The sequence below is a fragment of the Sphingomonas sp. genome (assembly GCF_024508665.1).
GTDB lineage: Bacteria > Pseudomonadota > Alphaproteobacteria > Sphingomonadales > Sphingomonadaceae > Sphingomonas.
The window spans coordinates 372826-385487 of record NZ_JANINP010000003.1 but is presented as its reverse complement, the minus strand read 5'-3'; the positions used below and the strand labels follow the sequence as shown (position 1 = coordinate 385487).

At 65.2% G+C, this 12662-nt stretch carries 14 protein-coding genes; 9 read left to right on the top strand and 5 right to left on the bottom strand.

What is annotated here, in order from left to right:
- Positions 1-59: 59 nt before the first annotated feature.
- Positions 60-773, bottom strand: a complete 714-nt coding sequence (locus Q0L25_RS07090; RefSeq protein WP_296612829.1) for a glutathione S-transferase — start codon at positions 771-773, stop codon at positions 60-62.
- A 1-nt stretch (position 774) separates the two neighbouring features.
- Positions 775-1059, bottom strand: a complete 285-nt coding sequence (locus Q0L25_RS07085) for a BolA family transcriptional regulator (RefSeq protein ID WP_296612827.1) — start codon at positions 1057-1059, stop codon at positions 775-777.
- A 37-nt stretch (positions 1060-1096) separates the two neighbouring features.
- Between Q0L25_RS07085 and Q0L25_RS07080 the strand changes: the two genes are divergently transcribed.
- The 6 genes from Q0L25_RS07080 to Q0L25_RS07055 all read left to right on the top strand — a co-directional run bounded on the left by Q0L25_RS07080 (position 1097) and on the right by Q0L25_RS07055 (position 5226).
- Positions 1097-1708 carry a J domain-containing protein gene (locus Q0L25_RS07080; protein WP_296612825.1) on the top strand — a complete coding sequence of 204 codons (612 nt, stop codon included), beginning with the start codon at positions 1097-1099 and terminating at the stop codon, positions 1706-1708.
- A 212-nt stretch (positions 1709-1920) separates the two neighbouring features.
- Complete coding sequence (locus tag Q0L25_RS07075; protein ID WP_296612823.1) at positions 1921-3129, top strand: aminotransferase class I/II-fold pyridoxal phosphate-dependent enzyme; 1209 nt, start codon at positions 1921-1923, stop codon at positions 3127-3129.
- A gap of 22 nt (positions 3130-3151) precedes the next feature.
- A complete protein-coding gene (gene apaG, locus Q0L25_RS07070; RefSeq protein ID WP_296612902.1) occupies positions 3152-3550 on the top strand; it encodes a Co2+/Mg2+ efflux protein ApaG in 399 nt (132 codons plus the stop codon).
- A 106-nt stretch (positions 3551-3656) separates the two neighbouring features.
- The gene (locus tag Q0L25_RS07065; protein WP_296612821.1) at positions 3657-4448 is read left to right on the top strand and encodes a LysR family transcriptional regulator; all 792 of its coding nucleotides are present in this window, start codon (positions 3657-3659) and stop codon (positions 4446-4448) included.
- On the top strand, positions 4400-4987 hold the full coding sequence (locus Q0L25_RS07060; protein ID WP_296612819.1) for a GNAT family protein: 588 nt from the start codon (positions 4400-4402) through the stop codon (positions 4985-4987). Before Q0L25_RS07065 ends, Q0L25_RS07060 begins: the two co-directional genes overlap by 49 nt.
- Positions 4960-5226: a hypothetical protein gene (locus Q0L25_RS07055; protein ID WP_296612817.1), complete on the top strand. Its 267-nt coding sequence runs from the start codon at positions 4960-4962 to the stop codon at positions 5224-5226. The genes Q0L25_RS07060 and Q0L25_RS07055 overlap by 28 nt, the downstream gene beginning before the upstream one ends.
- Positions 5227-5230: 4 nt before the next feature.
- Here the strand turns inward: Q0L25_RS07055 and Q0L25_RS07050 are convergent, their stop codons facing one another.
- The 3 genes from Q0L25_RS07050 to Q0L25_RS07040 form a co-directional block, all read right to left on the bottom strand.
- Positions 5231-6541, bottom strand: a complete 1311-nt coding sequence (locus Q0L25_RS07050; RefSeq protein WP_296612814.1) for a serine hydrolase — start codon at positions 6539-6541, stop codon at positions 5231-5233.
- Between the two features lie 50 nt (positions 6542-6591).
- Complete coding sequence (gene parE / locus Q0L25_RS07045; RefSeq protein WP_296612813.1) at positions 6592-8574, bottom strand: DNA topoisomerase IV subunit B; 1983 nt, start codon at positions 8572-8574, stop codon at positions 6592-6594.
- A gap of 141 nt (positions 8575-8715) precedes the next feature.
- The gene (locus tag Q0L25_RS07040; RefSeq protein WP_296612811.1) at positions 8716-9387 is read right to left on the bottom strand and encodes a GcrA family cell cycle regulator; all 672 of its coding nucleotides are present in this window, start codon (positions 9385-9387) and stop codon (positions 8716-8718) included.
- 106 nt (positions 9388-9493) lie between these two features.
- On the opposite strand from Q0L25_RS07040, the gene Q0L25_RS07035 reads away from it, so the two are divergent.
- The 3 genes from Q0L25_RS07035 to Q0L25_RS07025 all read left to right on the top strand — a co-directional run bounded on the left by Q0L25_RS07035 (position 9494) and on the right by Q0L25_RS07025 (position 12564).
- On the top strand, positions 9494-10303 hold the full coding sequence (locus Q0L25_RS07035) for an ABC transporter permease (RefSeq protein ID WP_296612810.1): 810 nt from the start codon (positions 9494-9496) through the stop codon (positions 10301-10303).
- 122 nt (positions 10304-10425) lie between these two features.
- Positions 10426-11130: a hypothetical protein gene (locus tag Q0L25_RS07030; RefSeq protein WP_296612808.1), complete on the top strand. Its 705-nt coding sequence runs from the start codon at positions 10426-10428 to the stop codon at positions 11128-11130.
- A 234-nt stretch (positions 11131-11364) separates the two neighbouring features.
- A complete protein-coding gene (locus Q0L25_RS07025) occupies positions 11365-12564 on the top strand; it encodes an aspartate aminotransferase family protein (RefSeq protein ID WP_296612806.1) in 1200 nt (399 codons plus the stop codon).
- Positions 12565-12662 lie beyond the last annotated feature (98 nt).

Genomic DNA, 12662 nt, shown 5'->3' with positions numbered 1-12662 from the left:
AATCCTTAACCGCTCGCGACCTCGAGCGGGAGGGGCCTCAAGGAAACGCTGCGTTTGCCTCAGGCGGCGTCGAGTTCCGGATAATGGCGGAAAATGCCGTCGGTATTGAACGCGATGCGGCGGTCGCTTTCCAGATAGGCCGCGATCCCCGGCAACTCGGCGACGCGGTCGTGGAGCGCGACCAAAGCGGGATAGTCGCTTTCGACCGCCTCCATCCTCTTGGGGAACATGTAGCGCAGTCCCTCGATCAGCTGGAACAGCGAGGTGTCGACATGGCTCCAGCGCGTGCCCACCGTCCAGTCGCCCTCGTTGTGTCGGACGGCCCTGTCGAAATAGTGGAGGAACTTGGGGATGCGCTTCTCGCGGAAACCTTTGGCCGCACGCGCAGCTTCGGGCTTTTGACCATCGTAATAGTCGTCGAGCGCGACGGGATGATGGACGTTGTGCACTTCGGCGACGATGTCGGTGACGGTCAGCTGGAGTTGCTGCGCCCAGAACCGGTCGGCTTCGTTGGCCGGGCCGACGGCGTCATGGCGGCTGGCAAGGAAGAACAATATGTCGGCCACCTGCGCGACGGTGAATCCAGGCATCGACAGATAGGGCGGAGCGAACGGCCCTCGACGATCATGTCCCTTCATGTCGTCGATCAGCGCGTCAACACCTTCGTCGCGCGCGCAATCCACATAGGGGATGTGCGCGGCCTCCATCGCCAGCCGGACGAACTCGCCGCGCCCCTGGATCGAGGGCCAATACCAAAGACGATAGGGCTCCATGTCACTCTCCCGGTGCGCGCGCCCGGATCGCGAGCGCGTGGATGCGCGAGGATAACAGATCGGCGAGCGCCTGGTTCACCAGCCGTTGCCGTGCGACCCGATTCAAGCCGGCGAAGCGCTCGCTTTCGACGATGACGGTGAAGTGCGATTCGCCGGTGCCGTCGTCACCCATGTGGCCGGCATGGTGATGGCTGTCGTTGATCACCTCGAGCCGCGACGGGGTGAGGTTTTCGCTCAGACGAGCGGCGATGATTTCGGCCAGCGGGCCGGTAGCGGTGTCGGTCATCGTTCTTATATAGGTCCTTTTTTCTCCCGGAGACACCGTGGCTCGCACGCCCCCGCACGACCGACCCAACACCCGCTTCCACGGCCGTGTGGCGGGGACTGGGAGAGTGTGCGCGGAGCCGGGATGCGACCAGCCGGGCGAGTTCCGCGCGCCGCCGCTGGAGGGCACGCCGCCGGGGCGCGACGGACCAGCCGAGTATCGCTGGCTGTGCCTCGACCATGTCCGCGCGTTCAACTCACGGTACAATTTCTTCAACGGCATGAGCCCCGACGAGATCCATGAGGCGCAGCGGCCCTACGCCGGTTGGGAGCGCGAGACGCGCGCCTTCGCCGCCAATGGTGCAGATCGTCCGCCGCGCTGGGCCGATTTCAGCGACCCGCTCGACGCGATCGGCGCGCGCTTCCGCGAGCGCGTGGCGAGCGAACGCCAGCGCCAGGACGGCAAGCCGCTGTCGGGCGCTGATCGCCGCGCGCTGAACGTGCTGGGATTGGACCAGGACACCGATCGCCGCGGCTTGCGGCAGCGTTATTCGGAACTGGTGCGCAAATTCCACCCTGATCGGAACGGCGGCGATCGCAGCATGGAAAAGGCGCTGCAGGAAGTGATCGCGGCGTATCAGCATCTGAAAAGCGCGCCGGCGTTTGCCTGACCCCTGAAAATCCTCCCCGGCACGGGGAGGGGGGCCGCGCGACGTAGTCGCGGGGTGGAGGGGCCCTTCATCACTGGCCTCCTCGACTGTGCTCGTTGGTCGCGGGCCCCCTCCACCGTCCGCTTCGCGGCCGGTCCCCCTCCCCGTGCCGGGGAGGAATTAGTCTGGCAGAACTTGACCTCGCCCCCATCCCCGCCGCAAAGCCAAAACCCATGAAACGCCGCACCGGACAGGACCGCTCGATCACCCAACAATGGCGCCCGGCCACTCAGGCGGTGCGCGGCGGAACGGCGCGGTCGGAGTTCGGGGAGACATCGGAAGCGCTCTTCCTGACCTCGGGCTATGCCTATGATTGCGCGGGAGACGCCGCGGCGCGGTTCGCGGGCGAACAGGTCGGCATGACCTATTCGCGCCTGCAGAACCCGACGGTGCAGATGCTCGAAGAGCGCATCGCGTTGCTCGAAGGCGCCGAGGCGTGCCGCACGATGGCGACGGGCATGGCGGCGATGACCGCGGCTTTGCTGTGCCAGCTGCAGACCGGCGATCACGTCGTCGCCGGCCGCGCGGCATTCGGATCGTGTCGCTGGCTGGTCGATACTCTGCTGCCCAAGTTTGGCATCCAGACGACGGTGATCGACGCGCGCGATCCTCAGCAATTCATCGACGCGACGCGACCCGAGACCAAGGTCTATTTCTTCGAAACGCCGGCCAACCCGACGATGGACGTCGTCGACCTGGAAGCGGTGTGTGGCATCGCCAGGGAACGCGGCATCGTCTCGGTGGTCGATAATGCCTTCGCGACTCCGGTGCTGCAGCGCCCGCTCGATTTCGGCGCGGACGTCGTCGCTTATTCGGCGACGAAACTGATGGACGGGCAGGGCCGCGTACTGGCTGGCGCGGTGTGCGGTAGCGCGGAGTTCATCGAGAACACCTTGCTTTCCTTCACCCGCAATACCGGGCCGACCTTGTCGCCGTTCAACGCCTGGGTCGTGTTGAAGGGACTCGAGACGCTCGACCTTCGCGCGCGCCGTCAGAGCGAGAACGCGCTCAAGGTCGGACGCTTCATCGAAGGCCGCGTTCCGCGAATCCTTCACCCTGGGCTGCCGAGCCACCCGCAGCACAATCTGGCGATGCGCCAGATGGAGGCCGCCGGGCCGATCTTCGCGTTCGAGCTCGAGGGCGGCCGCAGCCAGGCGCACGGCCTGCTCGATGCGCTCGAATTGATCGACATTTCGAACAATATTGGCGATTCGCGCTCACTGATGACGCATCCCGCATCCACCACGCATGCCGGGGTGAGCGAGGAACGGCGATTGGAAATGGGCGTGACCGAGGGCATGTTGCGGCTGAACGTCGGGCTCGAAGATCCGGACGATGTGATCGACGACCTCGATCGCGCGCTGAAGGCGGTCAGTTTGTGAGGAGCGGGTGGTGAGCGACGCGATGAAGGCGCTGTTCCCCAATGTCGCGGAAACGCGTGGAGTGATCGTGCGCGTCTCGGTCAGCTTCCTGCCCGAACAGTCCGAACCCGATCGCGGCCGCTGGTTCTGGGCCTATCACGTGCGGATCGAGAACGAGTCCCCGGCTACGATCCAGCTGCTGACGCGGCATTGGGTGATCACCGACGGCCGCGGTGCGCGCCATTCGGTCGAAGGCGAAGGCGTGGTCGGCGAACAGCCGGTAATCGCCCCCGGCGCGAGCTTCGATTATGTCTCGGGTTGCCCTCTGGCGACCCCGACCGGGGCGATGCAGGGCAGCTATCACATGATCGCCGAGGACGGCTCGGCGTTTGACGTCGACATTCCGCGCTTCGCGCTGCTCGCGCCGGCGGTGGGGGTGTGAGGATGGAAGAGATATATTCCGTCGCCCCGGCGGAGGCCGGGGCCGCTGGTGGCTCGCGACTCCCTTTGCAACATAGCGGCCCCGGCCTCCGCCGGGGCGACGTCGAATGAAGCGTACCCATCTCCCTTTAAACGGCCTGCGCGTGCTCGACGCCGCGGCTCGCCATCTCTCCTTCACTCGTGCCGCCGACGAACTCGCGGTGACGCCGGCCGCTGTCGGGCAACAGATTCGCGCGCTGGAGGACACGCTGGGAGTGGTGCTGTTCCGCCGTACGACCAAGGGCCTTGAACTGACCCCCGAAGGTGAGGCTGGGCTCGACGCGCTGCGCCAGGGCTTCCTGCAATTCGAGGAAGCAGTCCGCGCGATGCAGGCTGGCCAGTCGTCCAAGTCGCTGACCATCGCCGCGCCGCGCGATGTGCTCCATTGCTGGCTGATGCCGCGGCTGGCCGAGATCAGCGCGGCCGATGGCGAGATGCGCTTCATGCTGATCGCGGCCGACGAGGAACTCGATTTCACTCAGGCCAATCTCGACCTCGCGATCCGCTGGGGCGAGGGACCGGGCGAGCATGAGGGCGAAGCGCTCGAATCCGAGGGCATGATCACCGTGCAGCGGCCGGGCGGGGGCGCCGATACGCGGATTTCCTGGCCGGGCTGTCTCAACGACGATGCGGTGTCGCTGGTACGTGTTGCCGATGCCGGGTTGGCGATCGATGCCGCGGCCGAAGGCTTGGGCCGGGCAACGGTCCCCGAATTGCTCGCGCGGCGCGACATAGCGGCGGGCCGGATCGTTGCGGTCGGCGAGGCCAAGCCATACCGCCTGGGCTATTGGCTTGTCGCGCCCTTGCCGCAATGGCGGCAGAAGAAGGTGAAGGCGCTGGTGGAGGCACTGGGCGGGTGAGCCTGCCGGTGATGGAAACCGAACGGCTGATCCTTCGCCCGCTGAGGATCGAGGATGCCGAGGCGCTGCACCCGATGTATTCGGATGCCGAGGCCAATACCTATGGGTCGCATCCGGCGACCATGACGTTGGACGAAAGCCGCGCTCGGCTCGAAAAGGGCATTGCCGATCCAACCTGGCGCGCCTGGGCGGTCACGCTGAAAGGCGACGACACCGCGATCGGCACCGTCGCCTGCTACGAAAAGCGCCAGGGCAAGGTGACCGAGATCGGCTACGTCTTGAAGCGCGCTTTCTGGGGTCGGGGCATCGTCACTGAGGCCGTCGCGGCGATGATCGACCTGTTGTTCGCGGAAGGGCAGAGGCGTGTGTTCGCCGATACCGACCCGGATAACAAAGCATCCAAGGCGGTGCTCGAACGTCTCGGTTTCACGCTCGAGGCGCGGCTGCGTGCCGAATGGGAGACGCATATCGGCGTGCGCGACAGTCTGATCTGGGGATTGCTGGAGGACGAATGGAAGGCCGCCCGCCCCCGAACCTGAAAGACCCGCTCGAACTGGCGGCCTATCGTCGTGAACTGCGCGGGTTCGCCAGGGGCGTGCGCTGGGGCGGCATCGCGATCATAATAGTCGGGACAATAATCGCCGCGCTGCGTACCTGGGCGTGGCCGGCCATTCCCGAACTGATTCCGATGATCGTCATAGCCTGGGGCGCCTTGTTGATGCTGACGGCGATCGCGCTGCGGACCGCCTATCACGCGCGGCGAATGCGAGGGCAGTAGGTCGCTATTTCAGCAACGGTGCATCAGCTAACAGCACCAGCGCCCGGGTCATCAGCATGGTGAACCTGGCCTCCTCGACCCCCGCGTCACCGCGATGCCAGCCGCCCGCGATCGCGAGCCAGCGTCCGTCCTTACGCTTGACCAGGAAATTGAGCGTGACGACGCCCGGTTCCGACCCACCCTTGAACCCGACATAGTCGAACTTGGCACGTGTGGTGGGGTCGATGCCCGGATTGATCGCCAGCAACGATAAAGCCGTCTCGCCACCCTCCTTGCGGAACCAATCGAACATGCGGGCGGTATCGGCGGGGCTGGCGAACCATTCGAGCGTATCGATCTTGGTGGGTCTTCCGGCGAACATCATCGGATCGATCGGTGCGGTCCGAAGCCGCGGCGCGTTTGTCTCGAGCCACTTGCGCCTTTCCGAGGGCGCCCCCGTTGCCGCCCATTGTGTCGCGAGGTCGGCATTGGCGGGAAGCTTCAGGGCAAACATCTGACGCGTGGTCAGTATCGGCGCGAGGCCGGGCACACCGACTTGGGCAACGAAGCCGTCGAGTCGTTCCCCTTCTAGCGACACCAATGTGTCGGTGGCGGTATTGTCGCTGATCGAGATCATCAGGGTCGCGAGCGTCTGGATCGTCACCGGGCTGCCCGTCGGCCAGTTTTGCGTAATGCCGGAGGGCAGTGATGCCGGCCCGATCGGGAGCACATCGCTCCACTTGCGCTCGCCCGCACCCACTTCTCGCGCCAACTCGCCGAGCACCCATAGCTTGAATGCCGAACCAAGAGGCATTGCCTTGTCGGACGCGATTCCGGCGATCAACCGGGGTGCATCCTCGCCAAGCGCATAGATACCCAGGCCGGTGGTCCCGGGCAGCGCACGAATATCGGCGGTGAGCTTGTCGAGCGTATCTCCCGCCATTTCCGAGCCGGTGAATAACAGCCCAACCACCTGATGCGGCGGCGCCGGGTCGATCGCGATCTGAGCATTGACCACACCGCGCTCGAAGCGGACGCGCAGATTAGCCGAGAAGGGCGTGACCGGGGTCAGCCTGTCGATCGCTAGCGGTTTCCCCATTTGGCCGGTCATCGAGGCCACGACCGCGTCCCACTTTTCCTTCGGGATGGCGGCATGGAAGCTCGGGGCGAAATAGCCGTTAAAATCGCCGCTGCCGGCGACGACCGCTATCAACTCGCGCGATCGCGCGGTCAGCGACGGATCGGCGGCCGGGGCGACCGGCGCCGGGGTCGTTTGGGCGCCCACCGGACCGGGGACGGCAGCAAGAATAAGCGCGAGCAGGGCGAGGATACGCATGTTGAACCGCACCTCCATAGAAAACCCGGCCCGATTTGCCGGAAGCGCCGTTAAGCGTCGATCGCTTCTTCGTCCAATCTGGCGGCATTTTCCTGGATGAACGCGAAGCGGTGCGCAGGATTGGTACCCATCAGGCGGTCGACCAGGTCCTTCACCCCGGCGCGCTCTTCATATTCCTGTGGCAGTGTGATGCGGATCAGGCCGCGCGAGGCGGGATCCATCGTGGTTTCCTTGAGCTGGCCCGGATTCATCTCGCCGAGGCCCTTGAACCGGCTGACCTCGACCTTCTTGCCCTTGAATTCGGTCGCCTCGAGCTCGGCGCGATGCGCGTCGTCGCGCGCATAGAGGCTCTTGGTCCCGGCGGTCAGGCGGTAGAGCGGCGGCTGCGCCAGATAGACATGCCCACGCCGCACGATGTCGGGCATTTCCTGGAAGAAGAAGGTCATCAGGAGCGTCGCGATATGCGCGCCGTCGACATCGGCGTCGGTCATGATGATCACGCGCTCGTAGCGCAGATTGTCGGGCTCGCAATCCTTGCGCGTGCCGCAGCCCAGTGCCTGGACCAGATCGGCAATCTCCTGGTTGGCGAAGATCTTGGCGCTGGTCGCCGATGCGACGTTCAAGATCTTGCCGCGGATCGGCAGGATCGCCTGGGTCTTGCGGTCGCGCGCCTGCTTGGCAGAGCCGCCGGCCGAATCGCCCTCGACGATGAAGATCTCGGTGCCGGCGGGGTCGTCCGCGGAGCAATCGGTCAGCTTGCCGGGCAGGCGAAGTTTACGGCCTGACGTCGCCGACTTGCGCTTGACCTCGCGCTCCTGCTTGCGGCGCAGGCGCTCGTCCATCCGCTCCAGGACATAGCCCAGCAGCGCCTTGCCGCGGTCCATATTGTCCGAGAGGAAATGGTCGAAATGGTCGCGCACCGCGCGCTCGACCAGCGTCGCCGCCTCGGGGCTGGTCAGCCGGTCCTTGGTCTGGCTCTGGAATTGCGGCTCGCGGATGAACACAGACAGCATCAGCTCGCAGCCGGTCATGATGTCGTCAGCCGTGATGTCCTTGGCCCGCTTCTGCCCTACCAGCTCACCGAACGCGCGGATGCCGCGGACAAGTGCGGCGCGAAGACCCGCTTCGTGGGTGCCGCCATCGGGAGTCGGGATGGTGTTGCAGTACCAGCTGTACGAACCGTCGGACCAGAGTGGCCAGGCCACCGCCCACTCGACGCGGCCCTGTTGCTCGCCGGGGAAATCCTGGTTGCCGGTGAAGAAATTGGCGGTCGCGCATTCGCGCGTGCCGATCTGCTCCTTCAAATGGTCGCCCAGGCCGCCCGGGAACTGGAACACCGCCTCGGCCGGTGTCTCGTCGGTGATGATTTCGGGCGCGCATTTCCAGCGAATCTCGACGCCGGCGAACAGATAGGCCTTCGACCGCGCCAGCTTGTAAAGCCGCGCCGGCTTGAAATGCAGCTCCGGGCCAAAAATCTCGGGATCGGGAGTGAACGCGACCGAGGTGCCGCGGCGGTTCGGCGTCGGGCCGAGCTTTTCGAGCGGTCCGAGCGTCTGGCCTTTGGAGAAACGCTGGCGGAACAATTCGCGGTTGCGCGCGACCTCGATCACCGTCTCCTCGCTCAGCGCGTTGACCACGCTGATGCCGACGCCGTGCAGACCGCCCGAGGTCGCATAGGCCTTGCCGGTGAACTTGCCGCCCGAATGGAGCATTGAGAGGATGACCTCGAGCGCCGATTTATCGGGGAATTTGGGATGGGGGTCGACCGGCATGCCGCGGCCATTGTCGACGATGGTCAGGCGGTTGCCCACATCGAGCGTGACCTCGATCCGGGTGGCATGCCCGGCCACCGCCTCGTCCATCGCATTGTCGAGGACTTCGGCGGCGAGATGATGCAACGCCCGCTCGTCGGTGCCGCCGACATACATGCCCGGACGCCGCCGAACGGGTTCGAGCCCTTCGAGGACTTCGATCGAGGACGCGTCATAGTCGGTGCTGGGCTTGCCGGAGGAAGCGAACAGGTCTTCTGACATGGAGAACGTATAGAGGACACGCGAAGCGCTCGGCAAGCGCAGCGGGCGTTTCTGCTGTGGGTAGCTGCCGCCGGTGGTACCCGATGGCCCCAATGAAAAACGCCGCCGGGAAGCCCGGCGGCGCTGTTCGGATTGGCGCTGTCAGCGAACCCGCGGGCCGCCGAACGGCAGCGGCGGCGGCGGGCGGCGATCGCGGCGCGGCAGCTGCGCCTGATAGGCATGGCCGCAATGCGCGACGCAATAGGGGAAACCGGGGTTAACCTTCTCGCCGCAGAAATGGAAATCGGGCTCGCCGGGATGGCCTAGCGGCCATTTGCAGATCTTGTCGTTGAGGTCGAGCAGGCTGGTCTTGCCGGCGATTTCGGGCGACGGCTTGGCGGGAACCAGGCGGCGCGGCGGCGCGGGCGCGATCGGCGGCTGCTGCTCGCCGGGCGCCTGGCGCACGAAGCCGCCCGGACCGACCGAGCGCAGGATCGGCTGGGGCGGAGCGTCCGGAGCAGGGGCGGCGGGCGTAGCGGGGATTGCCGCCGCGACGGGCGGTGCCGCTGGAGCCGGCGCAGGAGCCGGCGCCGGGCGTGGCGCCTCGGCGACGGGCGGCGCGGCCTTCTTGACCGGCGCCGGGGCAGGGGTAACCGACGCTCCGTCGTCATTGGGCTTCACCGGCGACGGGCGCGATTGCAGGCCCAGGCGATGGGCCTTGCCGATCACCGCGTTGCGGCTGACATCGCCCAGCGCCTCGGCGATCTGGCTCGCCGTCATGCCTTTTTCCCACATCGTGCGGAGCGTATCGATGCGGTCGTCGGTCCAGCTCATTACATTCCTTCCAAAACATCACCGCAATGGTTGCGGGGCATCGCGTCAGCGCCTACCTGCGTGGCCGATGGACGCGCCCACCACTCCCGGTGAGAAAATCACTGTTATGGCACCCCCCGGCGTTCCGGTGATCCGGAGCGTGAACTGGGGTGGCCTGAGAACCCTCTATGTGAAGGAGGTGCGCCGTTTCTTCAAGGTGCACCTGCAAACGATCTGGGCGCCGGCCGCCACGACTCTGCTGTTTCTGGTCGTTTTCACCGTCGCGACGGGCGCCAAACGTCCTGTCCAGGTCGGCGGCGTCGACATTCCGTTCGGCGATTTCATCGCGCCCGGCCTGATCATCAGCCAGGGAATGATGGGCCCCGCCTTTGCCAATGCCAGTTTCTCGCTGCTGGTCGGCAAAATCCAGGGGACGATCGTCGATTATCTGATGCCGCCTTTATCGACGATGGAATTGCTCGCCGCCTTGGTCGGCGGAGCGATGACCCGCGCTTTCATCGTCGGCTTCATCGTCTGGGCGGCGATGGCGCTTTACGGCATCGGTGTCTGGCCGCAGCATTTATGGGCCGTGATCTGGTTCGGTTTCCTGGGGGCGGCGTTCCTGTCGCTGCTGGGCGTGCTGACCTCGATCTGGGCGGACAAGTTCGACCATGCCGCGGCAGTGACCAATTTCGTCATCGTACCGCTGGGGCTGCTGTCGGGCACCTTCTATTCGGTCGATCGCCTGGCGCCGGCGTTCCGCGCGTTCAGCCACGGCAACCCGTTCTTCTATATCATTTCAGGCTTCCGCTACGGGTTCCTCGGCACCGCCGATTCACCGGTGCTGATCGGCAGCGCGGTCGTGTTCGGTCTGGACGTCGTCCTGGCGCTTACCTGCTATTGGCTGCTCAACAAAGGCTGGAAGATCAAATCCTGAGGGGGTCGTCGGGTCCAGCCGATCGGATTTGACTGAACGCTGGCTGACCTTGCCATTCAGCCTGCACGCAACATCGCCCCGCTATTGCGCGTTATGATCCCACCCTGTGGAGTTCCGGTATAATGCGCATTCTGCTGATATCGGCGGCGAGCCTCGCCGCCCTGAGCGTGGCGCCTGCGACGGCGCAATCCTATGATCCTGATTATTCCGGCAATTACGGCAACGGCTATGTCCGCAACGCAGTGCCGCGGCCGAATCAGATCCGCTCGATGATCGATTCCGCCCAGCGCCGTGGCGAGATTTCCGACGATCAGGCGAGCAATTTGCGCGAGCAAGCCGACGAACTGGCGCGGCTCGATCGCCGTGCCCAACGCGACGACGATGGCGATATGCGCCGCGACGTGACCCGGCGCACTTTTGCGCTGTTGCGTGATCTACGTGAAGCACGCGGCGACTCGAACGATGATTACGCGTATCGCGGCCGATCGACGGACTATCCCCCCGCTTATGGCGCGACGCCACGGAATGGCTACGGTAGCACTCGCCGCGCGCCTGATGACGATGACGACCAGTCTTATTCGTCCGCCCCGGACGATTCCTATCGCAATGCGCCCCGCGCGAACGATCCCTATCGTACATCACCGTCCTACGATTCCGACCGGGCCGCGCCCGAGAATTACGATTCCTACCGCGTTCCGCCAGCTGGCGACGCCTATGGCGCGTCAACGGCGCCGCCGGCCGACGACCAGAATTCCAACGATTCCAACGCGCAGGACGACACTATGCCGCCGTCCGATGACGGCATCTACCAACCGCGTAACAACTGATCGGCAGCGGCCGCCGTTTCGGGCCGCCGCTGGCGGTTAGCCATCTTCGGTTGGATCGACGGGCAAGCGATTTCGTTTGCCATGCGCCTTGGGCATGACGTTTCGAACCTGCGTCATGACCTGTTCGGTCCGGCGGTGTTGACGCTCCATGGCGCTACCAAGTAAATGCCCGCTCCGGGCGGTCCGGATGGGCCGCCCTTTTTGCTTTTGTTGCAATTAAAGGAGGCCATCGCCGTGACCATCACTCCGCTCATGCCCGTCTATCCGCGGTGCGGGGTGCGTCCGGTCCGAGGCGAGGGCTGCTATCTGATCGGCGAACGCGGCGAGCGCTATCTCGATTTCGCCGCCGGCATCGCGGTCAACGCGCTGGGCCATAGCAACGAGCATTTCATCAAGGCGGTGCAGGATCAGGTTGCGACCCTGATGCACGTGTCGAACCTCTATGGCAGCCCGCAAGGCGAGGCGCTGGCGCAGTGTATCGTCGACAACAGCTTCGCCGACACGGTGTTCTTCACCAATTCCGGGGTCGAGGCGATCGAGTGCGCGATCAAGACCGCGCGCCGCTATCATGACGTCAACGGTAATCCCGAACGCTACAAGCTCATCACGTTCAAGAACGCGTTCCACGGCCGCTCGCTCGGCGCAATCAGCGCCACCGACCAGCCCAAGATGCGCGATGGGTTCGAGCCGCTGCTGCCGGGCTTCAACTATGCCAGGTTCAACGATCTCGAAGGCGCATTGGCTCTGATCGACGACGAGACCGCTGGTTTCCTGGTCGAGACCGTGCAGGGCGAGGGCGGCATGACCGCGGGCACGCCCGAATTCATCCAGGGCCTGCGCAAGGCCTGCGACGAGCATGGCTTGCTGCTCATCCTCGACGAGATCCAGTGCGGTTATGGCCGGACCGGCAAGATGTGGGCCTACGAGCATTACGGCATCACGCCCGACATCATGACGGTGGCCAAAGGTATCGGGAACGGCTTCCCGCTCGGCGCCTGCCTCGCGACCGAGGAAGCGGCGAAGGGCATGGTGATCGGCACCCACGGATCGACCTATGGCGGCAACCCGCTGGCGATGGCGGCGGGCCAGGCAGTGCTCGACGTGATGCTCGAGCCTGGCTTCCTTGATCACGTCACCGCGATGGGCGACCGCCTGCGCGCGGCGTTCGAGCAGCTTATCCCGAACCACGATACCCTGTTCGAGGAAATCCGTGGCAAAGGCCTGATGCTCGGCATCAAGATGAAGGAGCCGGCGGTCAGCCGCGACTTCGTCGCACATCTGCGCGACAATCATGGGCTGCTGACGGTCGCTGCGGGCGAGAACGTGTTCCGCGTCCTGCCGCCTCTGGTGATCGAGGAAAGCCACATCGCCGAATGCATCGAGCGGCTGAGCGAGGGCGCGCGGACCTACGCCGCCGCTACGCAGGCGGCGTGAGAGCTATAAATCAGATCCTCCCCGTTTACGGAGAGGGAGACCAAGACGCGCAGCGGCTTGGTGGAGGGGGCTCGCCTCAAGCGATGATCGGGTGGAGG